Source organism: Nostoc sp. KVJ3 (assembly GCF_026127265.1).
Lineage (GTDB): Bacteria > Cyanobacteriota > Cyanobacteriia > Cyanobacteriales > Nostocaceae > Nostoc.
Genome location: NZ_WWFG01000001.1, coordinates 2,682,685 through 2,698,420, shown reverse-complemented (window position 1 = coordinate 2,698,420; position 15,736 = coordinate 2,682,685). Strand labels below are relative to the sequence as shown.

General features: G+C 40.8%; 12 protein-coding genes. 5 read left to right on the top strand and 7 right to left on the bottom strand.

The window, feature by feature from the left end; genetic code table 11:
• Positions 1-428 precede the first annotated feature (428 nt).
• From GTQ43_RS41445 to GTQ43_RS10495, 3 genes are read left to right on the top strand one after another with little or no spacing between them, the layout of a single operon-like run.
• On the top strand, positions 429-1,178 hold the full coding sequence (locus GTQ43_RS41445; RefSeq protein ID WP_321162452.1) for a hypothetical protein: 750 nt from the start codon (positions 429-431) through the stop codon (positions 1,176-1,178).
• Entirely contained in the window at positions 1,159-1,998 is an 840-nt protein-coding gene (locus GTQ43_RS41440; protein ID WP_321162451.1) for a transcriptional regulator, read from the top strand. Before GTQ43_RS41445 ends, GTQ43_RS41440 begins: the two co-directional genes overlap by 20 nt.
• A 1-nt stretch (position 1,999) precedes the next feature.
• Complete coding sequence (locus GTQ43_RS10495) at positions 2,000-4,417, top strand: WD40 repeat domain-containing protein (RefSeq protein WP_265272555.1); 2,418 nt, start codon at positions 2,000-2,002, stop codon at positions 4,415-4,417.
• Between the two features lie 14 nt (positions 4,418-4,431).
• Here the strand turns inward: GTQ43_RS10495 and GTQ43_RS10490 are convergent, their stop codons facing one another.
• Positions 4,432-4,647, bottom strand: coding sequence for a Uma2 family endonuclease (locus tag GTQ43_RS10490; RefSeq protein WP_265272554.1), 216 nt, complete (start codon positions 4,645-4,647; stop codon positions 4,432-4,434).
• 35 nt (positions 4,648-4,682) lie between these two features.
• Here GTQ43_RS10490 and GTQ43_RS10485 point away from each other — a divergent pair, with 35 nt between their 5' ends.
• Positions 4,683-5,891, top strand: a complete 1,209-nt coding sequence (locus GTQ43_RS10485) for an ATP-binding protein (protein ID WP_265272553.1) — start codon at positions 4,683-4,685, stop codon at positions 5,889-5,891.
• Between the two features lie 5 nt (positions 5,892-5,896).
• Here the strand turns inward: GTQ43_RS10485 and GTQ43_RS10480 are convergent, their stop codons facing one another.
• The 5 genes from GTQ43_RS10480 to GTQ43_RS10460 all read right to left on the bottom strand — a co-directional run bounded on the left by GTQ43_RS10480 (position 5,897) and on the right by GTQ43_RS10460 (position 12,537).
• The gene (locus GTQ43_RS10480) at positions 5,897-6,772 is read right to left on the bottom strand and encodes an SDR family oxidoreductase (protein WP_265272552.1); all 876 of its coding nucleotides are present in this window, start codon (positions 6,770-6,772) and stop codon (positions 5,897-5,899) included.
• Positions 6,773-6,849: 77 nt separating this feature from the next.
• Positions 6,850-7,593, bottom strand: coding sequence for a tetratricopeptide repeat protein (locus GTQ43_RS10475; protein WP_265272551.1), 744 nt, complete (start codon positions 7,591-7,593; stop codon positions 6,850-6,852).
• A gap of 544 nt (positions 7,594-8,137) precedes the next feature.
• A complete protein-coding gene (gene crtO, locus GTQ43_RS10470) occupies positions 8,138-9,832 on the bottom strand; it encodes a beta-carotene ketolase CrtO (protein WP_265272550.1) in 1,695 nt (564 codons plus the stop codon).
• A gap of 105 nt (positions 9,833-9,937) precedes the next feature.
• Positions 9,938-10,696: a DUF2993 domain-containing protein gene (locus GTQ43_RS10465; RefSeq protein WP_265272549.1), complete on the bottom strand. Its 759-nt coding sequence runs from the start codon at positions 10,694-10,696 to the stop codon at positions 9,938-9,940.
• A 458-nt stretch (positions 10,697-11,154) separates the two neighbouring features.
• Positions 11,155-12,537: a cytochrome P450 gene (locus GTQ43_RS10460; RefSeq protein ID WP_265272548.1), complete on the bottom strand. Its 1,383-nt coding sequence runs from the start codon at positions 12,535-12,537 to the stop codon at positions 11,155-11,157.
• Positions 12,538-12,705: 168 nt separating this feature from the next.
• Here GTQ43_RS10460 and GTQ43_RS10455 point away from each other — a divergent pair, with 168 nt between their 5' ends.
• Positions 12,706-14,919, top strand: a complete 2,214-nt coding sequence (locus GTQ43_RS10455; protein ID WP_265272547.1) for a phosphoketolase — start codon at positions 12,706-12,708, stop codon at positions 14,917-14,919.
• A gap of 148 nt (positions 14,920-15,067) precedes the next feature.
• On the opposite strand, the gene GTQ43_RS10450 is transcribed toward GTQ43_RS10455, so the two are convergent.
• The gene (locus GTQ43_RS10450) at positions 15,068-15,574 is read right to left on the bottom strand and encodes a hypothetical protein (RefSeq protein WP_265272546.1); all 507 of its coding nucleotides are present in this window, start codon (positions 15,572-15,574) and stop codon (positions 15,068-15,070) included.
• Positions 15,575-15,736 lie beyond the last annotated feature (162 nt).

The following is a 15,736-nucleotide window of genomic DNA, read 5'->3' as shown; positions in this document are numbered from 1 at the left end:
CGGAGAGGGGTTCTTTTATTATGGGTAATTTGGCGGACATGATATGAATTATTTTGACCATAAACCACCTTTTTTGATGTAGTGTTAAGAGTCAGATTGCGATAAGTTAGCCTTTGAGGTTGACGGTTGCACCTTTGAAGCTCAAGCTGCAAGTTTAGGACTTAAAACAGCTATATAATTGAACTATTTTTCACTATGTTTTAGGTATGGGTGAGCGATGTCTACGACAGACTAGGCCTACGCATTTGGTTAATGAGTAATAAATATCGAACCGCAGAGGCGCAGAGGACACAGAGGAGGAGAGAAGAGGGAGTGTTAGCAAATCTTAGTGAAAGTATTGCTGTTATATGGTGGTAAATGGGATAAATTTTGTCATCTGTCGTTAGGATAGGTTACAGATGTAAAAATTATCTCTACCTATAGTGAAGATGAGTATTGATATTGTAGTTAATGCACTTAAGAGTATTGCTAAACCTGTGGGTTCTCTAGTTATTAATCAAGTTCAACGCAATGAAACTGTTGTTAGAACCTTAAAACAATTCAATTTTGACCCGGTACAGCCACCCAAAGATGTTGATGGTGTTTATGTTTACTCTTTAATTGAGTATGGTGTGGGTAAGCCGGAGGTAATTTTGAATCTTTTTCGAGAAAGAGAGATTAAAAACGCTTTTTGGAGTGCTTATACTTCTAATAATCCTTTGGGTTTCTACAAGGAAGTAGAAAAGTTTTTGCAGGGTAAGGATTTAGCTTATGATATCCGATTGTTGAGAATTGAAGTGCGATCGCAGTTGGAGGAATTTGGGGAAATATTTATTCAGGTTGCTAAAAGAAGTAAATCAAAAGAGTTTGAGCCTTTCCCACAATGGAATTTAGATGAGTATCCAGCAGAATTTAAGTCGTTAATTAGAGAAAAAATTCGCTCGTTTTGCGGTCGTAAGTTTGTTTTTGAGGCTTTTAAGCAGTTTTGCGACAAAAATCGCAGTGGTTATCTTACCATATTAGGTGATGCAGGGATGGGGAAGAGTACCATTGCTGCTAAATACGTCTGGGACAATAAATCACCATGCTATTTTAATATTCGCTCAGACGGTCGCAATCGAGCGGAGCTATTTCTTGACAGTATTCGCAAACAATTAATTAAGCGTTACCAGTTGCAAAATGTCCAGAACGCTAATTGAGCGGGCGGATTTACTAGAACAGGTTAGCAAAAAACTGACTACTGGCGATCGTCTGGTAATTGTAGTTGATGCTTTGGATGAAGTGGAACAAGAAACAGGGGGGAATCTTTTAGATTTACCGCCGTTGCTTCCTGAAGGTGTCTATTTTCTGCTGACTAGACGACCTTATACCAGAGATAAAAAACGCTTGTCTGCACCCGATGTCCCGGTAGAGGAGCTAGATTTAAGAGGAAGTCAGTATGTTAATTTGAGTCGTGAAGATATCAAGGAATATATTCGGTTCTTTTGGAATGACGATAAAGACTATAAAAATGCACTTAGACAATGGATTCAAGACCGTAATATTTCTGATGACGATTTTGTTGAGCAGGTAGCAACTAAGAGTGAAAATAATTTCATGTACCTGCGCTATGTTTTGCCAGCAATTGCTAATGGTGACTATAATGACTTGAGTTTAAAGCAATTACCTGATGGTCTGCAAGAATATTATCAAATCCATTGGCAGCGCATGGGGATGGATGAACAACCCCAGGAAGTAAAGGTATTTATCCTGTTTATTTTAGTTGAGATTGGTACGCCAATTCCCTCTGAGATGATTGCAGCTATTGCCCAACAAGATGAATATAATGTGGAATTGGTTTTAAAGGATTGGGTTGAGTATTTAAAGCTGCAAAATATAAAGGGAGAAGACTGTTACAGCATCTATCACGCTAGTTTTTTAGACTTCCTAAAAGCAAAACGGGTTTTAGACTCTAAACGAAAGCTGTTTCAAGAGGTTAACCAACGCATTGCGGACTATCTTGTAAGGAAGATGGCGTGAGATGGGAGAATTTGCAGACAAGTTAGCCACAGAAAGTCCCGCTTTTAAACGTGCTTATTTGGGTAGTTTAGTGCCAAGCTTGATAAAGTCGGGAAATTTGGAGAAGTATTGCCAAACTCTGACTGATTTTGATTTTATCGTAGCGAAGATTAATCATTCTGAGTTTGGAGTGCAGCCGCTAATTGAAGATTATGATTTGATTGATGATGCAGATACATTAAATTACCCAGAAGACAAGTCTGAGAAAATCAAAAGTCTGAAATTGATTCAAGGTGCATTGAGACTGTCAGCCCATATTTTAGCAGTGGATAAGGGGCAATTAGAGAGTCAGTTGCACGGACGGTTACTAAATCAGAAAATGCCAGAGGAAATTCAGGCATTATTGGTAAAAATAAAGGAAAGAACAACTACGCCTTGGCTGTGTTCTTTTAACCCTAGCTTAACGCCACCAGGGGGACGCTTAATCCGCACCCTTAAGGGACATAATCTATATGTAAATGCCGTCGCTGTCACGCCCAATGGACAAAAGGTGATTTCTGCCTCAGATGACAACACCCTCAAAATCTGGAATTTAGCAACAGGAGAGGAACTATTCACACTCAATGGTCATAACTCATCAGTAAATGCCGTCGCTGTCACCCCCAATGGACAACAGGTAATTTCTGCCTCGCGTGACAACACCATCAAAGTCTGGAATTTAGCAACAGGGGAGGAACAATTCACCTTCAATGGTCATAGTGACTCAGTAAATGCAGTCGTCGTCACGCCCAATGGACAACAGGTGATTTCTGCCTCGCGTGACAACACCATCAAAGTCTGGAATTTAGCAACAGGAGAGGAACAATTTACCCTCAATGGTCATAGTGACTCGGTAAAAGCTGTCACAGTCACGCCCAATGGGCAACAGGTGATTTCTGCATCCTTTGACAACACCCTCAAAGTCTGGAATCTGTCAACGGGAGAGGAACAATTCACCCTCAATGGTCATAGTTTTTGGGTAAATGCCGTCACCGTAACTCCCAATAGACAACAGGTGATTTCTGCCTCCCGTGACAACACCATCAAAGTCTGGAATTTAGCAACAGGGGAGGAACAATTTACCCTCAATGGTCATAGTGATTCAGTAAATGCAGTCGCCGTCACTCCTAATGGGCAGCAAGTGATTTTTGCCTCAGATGACAACACCCTCAAAGTCTGGAATCTGTCAACGGGAGAGGAACAATTCACCCTCAATGGTCATAGTTTTTGGGTAAATGCCGTCACCGTAACTCCCAATGGGCAGCAGGTGATTTCTGCCTCTCGTGACAACACCATCAAAGTCTGGAATCTGTCAACGGGGGATGAAAAATTCACTCTCACTGGCCATAACTCATCGGTAAATGCCGTTGCCATCACCCCCAATGGGCAGCAAGTGATTTCTGCCTCCCGTGACAAAACCCTCAAAGTCTGGAATCTGTCAACGGGGGATGAACAATTCACTCTCACTGGCCATAACTCATCGGTAAATGCCGTCGCCGTCACCCCTAATGGGCAACAGGTGATTTCTGCATCCCTTGACAACACCCTCAAAGTCTGGAATCTGTTAACGGGGGATGAACAATTCACCCTCAATGGTCATAGCCTTTGGGTAAATGCCGTCACCGTAACTCCCAATGGGCAGCAGGTGATTTCTGCATCCCTTGACTCCACCCTCAAAGTCTGGAATGTCGCAACTGGGGAGATACTATTTACCCTCAATGGTCATAACTCATCGGTAAATGCCATCGCCGTCACCCCCAATGGTCAGCAGGTGATTTCCGCCTCCGGTGACTCCACCCTCAAAGTCTGGAATCTCGCAACTAGAAAAGAAGGATTTTTCACCTCTATTAGAAATTGGATAACCAGCAACAAACTATTCACCTTATTCAGTGACAATTATCATAAACATAAACATGAATTATCGGTAAATGCCGTCGCCGTCACCCCCAATGGTCAGCAAGTAATTTCCGCCTCCTGTGACAAAACCCTCAAAGTCTGGAATCTGGCTACTGGGCAGATACAACACACTCTCAAGGGTCATACTTCCTTTGTAAATGCTGTCGCTATCACCCCTAACGGACAGCAGGTGATTTCTGCCTCAGATGATAACACTCTCAAAATCTGGAATCTGGCTACTGGGAAGATACAACACACCCTCAATGGTCATAACTCATCGGTAAATGCCATCGCCGTCACCCCCAATGGACAGCAGGTGATTTCCGCCTACGGTGACTCCACCCTCAAAATCTGGAATCTATCAACAGGTGAAATTATTGCCACTTTCATTGGGGAATTTCCCATCTATTGCTGTGCAGTTGCACCAGATGGGATGACAATTATGGCAGGAGATGCTTCAGGTAGAGTGCATTTTTTGCGTCTTGAGAACATGATAGAGGGATGAGGGAAGAAATAATTTTATCTACCCAAGATTTCATTGACGCTAATATTCACGTCGGGGAAGGCTGTAATTGATAAACTTTGACCGCTAGCAAACTTTTGAATATGCTTATATCTTGCGACTGTTGGCTGTTGATAAACTTCGACAATTTGCTCGTTAATATTTACTAACCAAACTTCATTAATAATGTTGGCTTCGGCATATACAGCACTTCCGGTGGCTATGAGGTACATCCTCAAAGCTGAAAGCTATGAGGTACAAAAAAACTATGAATTTACCACCCAGACCACCCACTACAATCAATTCCAGAGGACATTCACCGGAGTTTGAGAAAATCATTCAAGAAAAAAGCCACAACTTTGTCGGTCGTGAATTTGTTTTCACGGCTATTAACAACTTTCTTCACCGCCATCGCCACGGTTACTTTACCATCATTGGCGAACCCGGTAGCGGTAAAAGTGCCATCCTCGCGAAATATGTGGCAGATAATCCTCAAGTTATTTATTACAATGCCGAACTTGAGGGTAAAAATCGTGCTGACGAATTTCTCAGAAATATCTGTACGCAACTAATTAATCAATACTCGCTTAATTACGCCTCCCTCCCTGATAACGCTACAGAGGGAAGTTGGTTTTTCTCTAATCTTCTCCAGCAAATCAGCGATGAGTTAGAACCTCATCCAAAACTGATAATTGCTATTGATGGGTTGAATTGCATTGACCGCAATAGCCAACCACCTGGGACTAATCTGTTTTATCTTCCTCGCTATCTCCCGGATGGGGTCTATTTTATCCTCACTCGTAGACCTTTTTTGCGGGAGAAGTCGGGTTTATTAATTGAAACGCCTTCCCAAAGTCTGGATTTAGCAGATTATCCAGAAGAAAATCGGCGGGATATTCAAGCGTATATGCAAAATTACCTAACCCCTCAAGAGATCCCCTCAACCCCCCTTAAAAAGGGGGGCGATATTGTCCCGTTGTTAAGTGGAGGTAGGGGGAATCTTAAATCTTGGTTGAGTAATCACCAGATTAATGAGGAAGAATTTAGCGATCGCACCACCACTTTGAGCGAAAATAATTTTATGTATGTTAGCCAGATAATAAGTGCGATACCTTCTCTGCGAGACGCTACGCGAACGGTAAGCTCCGCTAACGCAGACAATTTCTACCCGCAACCTTTCCAGTACAATCAACTCTCACCAGCTTTAGAAGCATATTATCAGCAGCATTTACACAAAATGATTCCACCCGAACAAGTAACGGAACACAGCATAGATGTGTTAAATGTGTTAATCCAGCAGCAAAAAGCAATATCAGTGCAAGAAATTGCACAAATTATTGATACTGATGAGTATGAAGTTGAGGAAGTTCTAGAAAATTGGCTTGAGTTCTTGCACCAGGAACAAATTGACGCAGAAACCTATTATAGTCTCTATCACTCCAGCTTCCGTCATTGGCTGGGTACACAACAAATATAATCAGATTATTGACTATTGATTAATTCCTGCAATTCTTCCTTTACAGATAAAGGCTGATACCCCAATGCAAAAGCTTTAGAACTATCCAAAGAAACATCTGCTGGTCTAGGTGCTGCCATTTTCACATCTTGTTGTCGGCAGGATTTAAGTCCGGTGGCGGGAAGTTGAAATACTTCTACTAATATTTTTCCAAAATCATAACGCGAAATCCGCTCTTTACCACCTAAGTGAATGATGCCGTTAACTTTTTCTAATGCTAATAAAAGTCCTTTCGCGGCAGTGGTTCCACTTACTGGGGTACGAAATTCATCTATAAATAAACTTAGTTCTTTTTCTGCTTGTAAGGTTTCAATAAATGGCTGAATAAAGCTTTTAGCTGTAGGTGTTGCTGCACCAAACATCAACGGCATCCGACAGACTGCGGTCATGGGATATCTTTCTAGCATATCTGCTTCTGCGATCGCTTTTTGCTCACCGTAAAGGTTGACAGGACACACGGCATCTGTTTCTCTATATGGAGCATTTAACCCATCAAAAACTAAATCAGTTGAGGTAAAAGCACAAGGAATCGAATTATCCGCGCAAAGTCCGGCAATATTGCAGGATGCTATAACATTAATTGCGTGCGATTCTTTGGGGTTAGTTTGACAAAAATTTGGTTGCGAATGTGCAGCAGTATGAATAACTGTTGTTGGTTTGACATCATTAAAGATACTTTTCAATTCCTGAAAATTTGTTAAGTTCGCTTTTAACATTTTCATGCCAGGAATCTCTAAAGGATGGGAAAAATAAGTGCCATAAATTTCCCATTCTGGTTTGGCAAGCTGGCAAAGATGCCATCCTAAAAAACCACTTGCTCCGGTGATTAACAATTTTTTCATGTCTAATCTTAAATCGCTAGCATCACGAAAAAATCTTGTTAGGCTTATATTCTACACTGAGTAGTGGTAATAAAACACTATTGCACTAATTCCTGAAACTGCTTTTCACTACGTACTTTGCTAAAGTCTGGGTCAGTTTTCGCTAATTTTTTGTATTTATCAGGAAGCAGCTTGATTGCTTTGTCTAGGTTTTCAATTGCTAATTCGAGATTATTTTGTAAAGCATAAGAGCAAGCTTTGTTGTAATATGCTTGGTGTAAATCTGGCTTGATAGCGATCGCTCGATCGTAAGATGCAATGGCATCTTGGTAGCGGTGTAGCTTTGTCAGTGCAATGCCTCGGTTAATTAAGGCTTCATATTTGTCGGGTTGGATAGCGATCGCTTTGTCGTAAGATGCAATAGCGTCTTGATAGCGCTGCAACGATGTCAAAGCTATGCCCTGATTATACCAAGCTTCATATTTGTCGGGTTGGATAGCGATCGCTTTGTCGTAAGATGCGAGAGCATCTTTGTAGCGTTGCAACGATGTTAAAGCTATGCCACGGTTAATCCAAGCTTCAGGATTCTCAATTTTGATGGCGATCGCTTTATCATAAGCTTTTATTGCATCTTCATAACGTTGTCCATCTAATAAATGATTGCCTTGATGAAAAAAGTCTTCTGCTTTTTGGGTAGCCTTCGCTTCTATGAAAAGCTGGGTTACATTACTTTCTTGGACAACTTGTGTAGTATTTTCTATTGATGAGTTTGCCCCACCACTACAACCAAATGCCAAGAAAGCTATCAAGCCAGATGCAACGAAGCAGCGCTGAAAAACCATGCTGTACCTACAAAACTTATGAGACGATGTTAAAATTTGTTCGTTTTTTGAGTATTATCAAAATACACTAGTTTGTTACCCATTAATTTACTTATATTTTCAGAAGGAGCTTGCTTGACAATGCATATATGTTTCTTTAAATCAAGCGTATAGTACATTATCATATTAAATATACATAAAGCAATTACTTGGAACCTATTTCATTAAAAAAACATCATTTGTGTTGCTGTAGATGTTGCTATCGCTAGCATTTGGGAAATTCTTTTTTAATTAACAAGGGTGCGATCGTACTATTTTCTTTGCTAAATAATGATGTTATTTGCTTTATTATGCCAAGCAAATATTTAGGCTAATCATCATTCAAATTATGTCTTTGTGTATTTTTAGCGACCAGATTAACATCTGTCGGTATTAGCATCGGTGACTATCTATAAAAAGATATTTTAAATAATACCTTCATGTCTTTGCGATCTCAAAATTATATTTTAAGTACAAAAACACGAAGGCAGAAAATAGATAATAATAGGCTCTATTTTTGCAATACTTAATTAATGCCAAACACAGACTCGACAGTTGACTTAATCGAATCGCGTGCATCCTTCAAAGTTTGGCTAATAGGATGTTTCGCTTGCAAAAATACCCGCGCACAATTGCGTCCCGGCATTCCCGAAATCGAACCACCTGGATGAGTCCCTGCACCGGTCAAAAATAGATTCTCAATTGGCGTTTTGTAGTTTGCTATTTCTGGTAATGGACGGAAAAATATCATCTGATCTAGGGTCATATCAATATGATAATAATTTCCTTTGTACGCACCTAATCTTTCTCCTAGTTCTGCTGGACTTTCTACACGACGGGCGATAGTTGCACTCTTAACATTCGGTGCATAATCTGCTAATTTATCAATTACCCTATCTGCAACTTTGTTTTTCAATTCATCTGTCCAGCCAGTACCTTTTAAACCAGTGCCTTCTGCACCGGCAATTTGGTAAGGGGCAAAAAATTCAATCCATACGGTATGCTTACCTGATGGCGCTAAGGTGGAATCTAAATAGCTAGGCATCACCAAATACATTGATGGGTCAGTATCAGGGATCTCTCCCAAGGTGCATTTACTATGAGCCTGTTCTACATGAGCCACAGAATCGGCAATTAAGATAGAACCAACGAGATATTCGTCTTTGTGGGCGTGGTGTGGAAAGCGCAATGGTTCGTCTAAAGCCAAATCTATTTTGAGGATAGTTTCGTTATTGTTAACAATGCGGCGTTCTAATCTTTCCCATAAATCTGAATCGGCTCCATCAACATCGCTTTTATCAGTCATTTGTAAGAATAACCGCTTGGCATCAATATTAGAAATAACCCCATGTTTAGCGCGATATTCTGTACCACCAGCGACTCGCACAGCAACAGCTTTGCCATCATCAATTAAAACTTTTTCAACATGTTGGTCTGTCAGAATAACACCACCTTTACTTGTGACTAAATTTACCAAAGCTTGCACAAGTGCGCCAGTTCCGCCGCGAGGTCTGGCCATTCCAGGATTGTGACGCATTGCCATCATAATTGCACCAATAGCAAGGGTTTTTTGTGATGGCGGCGCACCAAGTTCTGATGCTAGTCTGGCTAATGGCGCTTTCAAAAATTCTTCATCAAACCACTCGTTAAGTAAATCTTCAGCGCTGGTTAACATGGTACGAATGAAGTCCAGCGTTTTATTTGGAGAACCAATAACTGAAAACAAATCTTTCAGTTTGGTGATGTCATAGTTACCGAGGATGTCTATAATTGATTTTGGCGGTGCATTAAACATGGGAATCATTGCACCTAGCGATCGCTGCCAAAAGTCTACAAATTCAGCGTATTTTTTGGCATCACGTTCATTATAACGGGCAATTTCTGCACAAGTCTTTTCCACTGACTTATGTCCTAAGAAATACTTGCCATCAGGATGAGGACAGAATACGACTGGATCGCATTCCAGATAATGCAAACCGTATTTTTCTAGTTCTAATTCTTCAACAACTGGCCCCAAGTGAATAAATTCATGGTCAATAGCACATAAATTAAATTTAAACCCAGGAGCTTCTTCGGGTAAACATTCTTCAGTTGTTGCTGCACCACCTGGAACAGAACGCTTTTCTAGTAACAGGACACTATAACCAGCTTTTAGCAAATAAGCTGCACAAACTAGCCCATTGTGTCCAGCACCGATTAGCACAACATCATACTCTTGCATAATTGTTATTTTGAAATTAAGTAGCTTTCCAAATAATAGAAACCTTTTTGTAAATTTACATCAACCATCAGTAACAAAAATTTTCTTTTCCTGCTGTCAATACTACTAAGGAGATAATATATCTGAGGATGATGGTATTTGCTTCATTTGAGTTTCTACCAGAAGTATTAAACTACCAATTTCTACTTTTATATCTTTAATATTAAACTCCATTTCTTTCCATTTAAAAGAGGGTGTATTCATCAATTCTTTGGCTTTTAACATGAAAGCTGTAACTAATTCTATAGAAATTCCGCCTCCCTCAGTGCAGTGAAAACTTTCTAGTAACGTGGGTTGGGAATGAGTGCGTGGAAGTGCGATCGCAGTGTAAGCAAAAGGGCGAGTATTTCCCATTTCCTTTAACAGCACTTTTCCCTTACATTCTATTTTGCCAGCACCAGGTAAAAATACCTGAATTTGCTGCGGCTCAAAACTCACAATTTTCCCATCTACATTTAACTCCAAGTTTTGCATCTGGGTGCGAACAAAGTCTGATGCCAATGCGTGGTTAATATCTACTTCTGTGAGTATAATGCGAGCAATTGTATTTACCGGCTCATTGAGTTGTATTTGACCAAAAAGAGCGCTGAAGGGATTGATGGCAATACTATCAGTTTGCAGTTTTATTTCCTGTACGCGAACACCTTCTTGGATAACTAATCCAAGTCCAGCAACCGAAACTCCATCCGCCTGTCCCTGAAATATTTTTAATAGATCGGTTTGTACATCTATTTCTATTTTTTCTACGCCATCTAATGTTTCGGATATTCTCTTTTCAGCTTCCTGGGATATAAGTTTCTCTTCAAATCGATGTTCGTCGGGCATGAATTACTAATCTCATAAATGTCCTCTTCCTATTTACTGTAAAGGCTAGTTGATCGGAGGAAATCTATATTGGGGTATATGTTAAATACGAAAATTATAGTAATTTGTAAATAGGATATTTATCAGTATTTAGTGATTGTAAACCCGTTGAATTAATTATGAATTAGCTGGAAAATCTATCTATCTAAATATAGTTGTTCCCATTGAAATGTGGTACAACATCATCTCGTAATACCATTTATTTGTGAAGCTGCATATAATTCGCCCCCGGCTATCGCCGTCCCCCCGATGCCTTGGGGGACTACAGGGGGGTATTATTATGTGCATCTTCATACAGAATTGGTATAAGGTGTAGGGGCAATTCATGAATTGCCCCTAGGAATGTACCTCACATAAATGAGAACCGCTATAGATGAGAGTTGAAAATTTGCTGAACGCAACTATCAACCCCCACAGCATTAAACAGTAGTTGTCTGTAAAATAGGAGACTTCACCTGACGCTTACTTGTGACAACCATCTGAATAGGACGATCTGGCCCTGTCACCAAACCACGGCGTTTAGGTCGCACTTCACCAGTGTCAACTAGCTTTAATTCTTGACTAGAAAGGATTTCTACAAGTGCTAGCTTCATTTCCAACTGAGCAAATGCTAGACCTATACAGCGCCTTGTACCACCGCCAAAAGGTAAATATTCATAAGGGGAAAATTGCCGTTCTAAAAAGCGTTCTGGCTTAAACTGCTTTGGTTCTGGGTAAATATCTTCCCGATGGTGGGTTAAATAAATGGAACCAAGTAGGACTGTACCCGGTTCTAGTTCGTAACCACCTAATGATATTGGTGTTTTTACTACCCTCGGAAAAGTAATTATTCCTACTGGGTAAATCCGCAATGTTTCGGAGCAAACAGCATTGAGATAAGGTAACTTGAAAACGGTGCTAGGATCTGGATTATCGCCCAAACTATCTAACTCTTGCAGTAGCTTTTGGCGGACTGATGGTAATTTGTGAATCCAATACAATGCCCATGCTAAGGCTGTGGCTGTGGTTTCATGACCGGCGACTAATAAAGTCATCAATTCATCGCGCAACTCTTCATCAGTCATGGGTTGACCGGCTTCATCTGTAGCAGCCATGAGTAAGCTGAGAATATCTGTGCGTGATGAATCTGCTTGTTCTCGACGTTCCCGAATTTCCTCGTAGATGAGTTCGTCAGCTTCTTGTTGACGGCGCATCTGCTTTCCCCAGAAGTTAATCGGGCCAAAATCCCTTTGTAAAGCGGGGAAATAAAGCAAAGCCACAATTAACCGAGAACTGCCTTTTTCTAAAAGATCGCCCAAAAATTGCTCTAGTTTTTCGGCGCGAGGCCCTTCATGTAGACCAAACACAGCTTGCATAATCACCCGCAGGGTAATGGCTTGGGTAGCAGACCGAATATTGAAGGGTTTGCCTATCTGGTATTGGCTGATAACTTTTTGGGTAACATCGATAATCACCTGGCTATAGTTTCGCATTCTTTCGCCGTGGAAGGGAGGCATTAACAACTGGCGTTGGCGCTGGTGTTCTGCGCCACTAATGGTAATTACAGAATGCTTACCCAATAAAGATTCAAATGTCCGATTCAGATCGCCAGGCGCTTCTAATTCCTTGGTATCATTTGTCAAAATTTGCTGTAGTGCTTGGGGGTTACTGACAATTACCAAAGTAGGAAAATTTTTCTCTAACCTGATAGAAAAAATTTCCCCATAGCTTTTGGCACAAGCTTCCATAAATGTCATCGGATTAGCAATCCAGCGCATCATCTGTAAAAATGCTGGAGTTTGTGGGCCGTTTAGCAATTTCATAAATTTTTTGTTACTTAAACTAACTGGAATTTTGCTTGCGTAACCATTTAAAGTACTTATTCTAACGTTGCAAAAAAGCAATAAACTGTTACAACCTGAAAGATGTAAAATTTTTGTTAAATTCAACGAGCATCTACAGTTTCACCTCATCGTCAAAAGGTACTCAGCATGACTGCAATCTCCCCAAAGGCATCTTCAGCGCTTCCCAATTTTTCGGAAGGGATTCAATATTTTGGTGAAGCGTTACCAGATTTTGAAACTTATGGTGCAACACCTGCTATCGAGTCGGGTAAAGTAGCGATCGCATCTCCCACTGACAAAGCCTCTGTATATCAAACTTTACTAGCTGCCGATGCCCTGCGCTACCTAACTTTGCAAGTTACTGCTAGCAAAGCTTCTGGGCATCCCGGCGGATTCGCTAGCCAAGCAGAAGCTTACGCATCTCTTGTCATGCTGGGATACAAGAACATTATTACCGAAGTGGGACACCACGCCCCTGGATTTTATAGTGCCATGTTCTTGGATCGATCGCTAGAGGATATGGGAATTTTTACAGTCCAACAATTGCGCGATCGCTTCCGAGAAAAGCACGGATTATTAGGACACCTTTCTGGTTTCATTCCCGGTATTCTCGCACCTGCGGGGCCTTTGGGACAAGGGCAACATTTTGCAATGGCGGCTGCACTATTACACAAAGATAAGTTATTTCCCTTTACAGTTGGGGATGGTGGATTGGGTGAGCCTTATATTGTAAGTGCGATCGCACATTTCCATACTGCCTATCCTGCTGTCACTAACTTTTTACCGGTGTTGGTGTGGAACGGTTACAGCCAAGAACATCACAGCATGGTTTCCCTCAAAACCAATGAACAGATGCAAGCATATTGGCAAGGTAACGGTTTTGATGAAGTCGTGTTAGTTGATGCCAAAGACTTTGACGATCGAGATCAGCCAGGGGATTACGTTGATAGTACCGCCTTTTCCTTTGAGAAACGTCTAGCATTTACGCAAGCAGTACTTTCCGGTGTGGATAAAGCAGCGCGTTTTGCACTGGGTGGTAAACTTACCGTCTTCATTATTAAACAACTCAAAGGTGCAGGAGTTCACGCGCGGGGTGCAAAATCTCACAACCTCTATCCTAAAGATACGCTGGATGCGCCGCATATTATCAGTGCATTGCAAACCCGTGCTTTATCTGCGGAAGCTTGGCAATTAGTCAGAACAAATGCCGAACGCGCAGGTGGTGGCCCAGCAGCGAAAACTGTGGTGACAGAATTTGAATTACCATTACCAGATTTAGGTGAATTACCTTTAGAAGAATATGCAGTTGGCGGTGAACCAAAAGTTTCTACAACCGCAATGGGAAGATTGGTAGGAATCGTAGGAAATAAAGATCGAAATTTCCTTGTCACCAACGCTGATGGTAACGAAGCATCTGGAATTGCCAATATCAACCAAGCATTAAAGATTATCCACCCCACAACCGACGATTTATATAATCAAGCACCAAATGGACAAGTTTATGAACCATTGAGTGAAGATGCTTGTGCTGGTTTAGCTGCGGGTTTAGCGTTAATGGGTGCGAGAACTTTGTGGTGTTCTTACGAATCTTTTGCCATCAACGGATTACCAATTTGGCAAACTGTAACCCAATCAATGGCAGAATTGCGCCGTCAAACTCCCTCGACTATTACTTTATTCACAGCCGGGGCATTAGAGCAAGGGCGCAACGGTTGGACTCACCAACGTCCCGAAATTGAAGCTTACTTTGCTTCGTTGATGCGAAATGGAAATGTTTTTCCATTATTTCCCCCTGATGCTAATAGTATTCAAGCTTGTTATGACTGGGCATTGAAAACTAAGAATAAGGGAATTGTGATTACAGCTAGTAAATCGCCATTGCCAATTCGCACAACTTTAGAACAAACTCGTCAAGGATTGCGCGATGGTGCAGTGTTATTACATGAAGTTGCTGGTGATAAGCAAGTTGTATTTGCTGTAATTGGCGATTTAACATTAATACCAGTATTTGAAGCTGCTGCTTTCTTAGAAACTGAAGGTATTGGTGTGAAGATAGTTTCTGTTATTAATCCTCGGCAATTATACCGTAGTGATGATACTGCGTGGGATACCTGCTCCGAACCCGAAGGCGGTTTCTTGGATGATGCGAAATTTGCCGAATTATTTGATGGTGATGCGTTAATTGCTGTTACAGGTGGTGCTGCGGCGATGCTAGAACCCATCCTGTTGCGGACTACAGCCAAGCGCGACACTTTTGCTTGGAAGCGTGGCGAAACTACAGCCAGTGCTGGTGAGTTGATGGGGTTTAATGGATTGACTGCTGAGGCGTTGACTAAGAGGGCGATCGCATTAGTGCATTAAGGATTTGCTATATTGCTATAATTTTGTATCCCTAACCTATTTTAAAACAGGTTAGGGATATTCTGAGAATTTAGTGAAATTCGTGACAAAAAAGCAGATATAGATTGTAGTTATTTTAATTTGACAAAATCGATAAGCACACACTAATTTAATAGCCACAGTCTGCTGGCTCTATAATGAATTTTACGATAAACCTCTTATCATTACCAAAATAACAATAGGAAAATGATACATCTTTTTGCAAAGCAAGTTTTGTATCTGGAGTGCTACAAAGAGAATTTTGTACTACCGGAGATATATTATAAACAAGCTGTTTTGGATCTACTTGAAAAGATGAATAGTTGATCAATTCATAGTTATAAACTAATCCATTACCCTCTACACTAACGTTATTCAGTATAGTTCCTTGATCTATTTGTATAGGTGTAAACTTATTCATCTCACTAGCTGCTTCCCATAAAGCCTGTTGCTTAGAAACTTTGTTCTGATTACTAAATGACTTAGCAATAGCTTCGCTACCAGTTTTTACCATAGATTCACCTACGGCATTAGCGAAACCTTTCCCCAAACCTTCTGCTATCTCACCTGCAAGTTTACCAGAGCCTTTGCAGCTATATAGCATCACTAAAATGAGACTTGAACAAAAAATTTTCATGTTGGTTAATTTTTTATTTAGGCTAGTGAGGAAATCTCATCATCCTTTAAAACAATGTAATCACTCTTATAGTAAATCTCTGCCGAATCTAGCAATCCGCTTAGTAACCACCAATTGATTCCTGCTGATACTACTCCACCAATTAGAGGAATCCATCCAACA

What these genes read in the sequence shown, in the direction of transcription:
- GTQ43_RS41445 (WP_321162452.1), top strand. Translation starts at nt 429, where the DNA reads ATGAGTATTGATATTGTAGTTAATGCACTTAAGAGTATTGCTAAACCT.
- GTQ43_RS41440 (WP_321162451.1), top strand. Translation starts at nt 1,159, where the DNA reads ATGTCCAGAACGCTAATTGAGCGGGCGGATTTACTAGAACAGGTTAGC.
- GTQ43_RS10495 (WP_265272555.1), top strand. Translation starts at nt 2,000, where the DNA reads ATGGGAGAATTTGCAGACAAGTTAGCCACAGAAAGTCCCGCTTTTAAA.
- GTQ43_RS10490 (WP_265272554.1), bottom strand. Translation starts at nt 4,647, where the DNA reads ATGTACCTCATAGCCACCGGAAGTGCTGTATATGCCGAAGCCAACATT.
- GTQ43_RS10485 (WP_265272553.1), top strand. Translation starts at nt 4,683, where the DNA reads ATGAATTTACCACCCAGACCACCCACTACAATCAATTCCAGAGGACAT.
- GTQ43_RS10480 (WP_265272552.1), bottom strand. Translation starts at nt 6,772, where the DNA reads ATGAAAAAATTGTTAATCACCGGAGCAAGTGGTTTTTTAGGATGGCAT.
- GTQ43_RS10475 (WP_265272551.1), bottom strand. Translation starts at nt 7,593, where the DNA reads ATGGTTTTTCAGCGCTGCTTCGTTGCATCTGGCTTGATAGCTTTCTTG.
- crtO (WP_265272550.1), bottom strand. Translation starts at nt 9,832, where the DNA reads ATGCAAGAGTATGATGTTGTGCTAATCGGTGCTGGACACAATGGGCTA.
- GTQ43_RS10465 (WP_265272549.1), bottom strand. Translation starts at nt 10,696, where the DNA reads ATGCCCGACGAACATCGATTTGAAGAGAAACTTATATCCCAGGAAGCT.
- GTQ43_RS10460 (WP_265272548.1), bottom strand. Translation starts at nt 12,537, where the DNA reads ATGAAATTGCTAAACGGCCCACAAACTCCAGCATTTTTACAGATGATG.
- GTQ43_RS10455 (WP_265272547.1), top strand. Translation starts at nt 12,706, where the DNA reads ATGACTGCAATCTCCCCAAAGGCATCTTCAGCGCTTCCCAATTTTTCG.
- GTQ43_RS10450 (WP_265272546.1), bottom strand. Translation starts at nt 15,574, where the DNA reads ATGAAAATTTTTTGTTCAAGTCTCATTTTAGTGATGCTATATAGCTGC.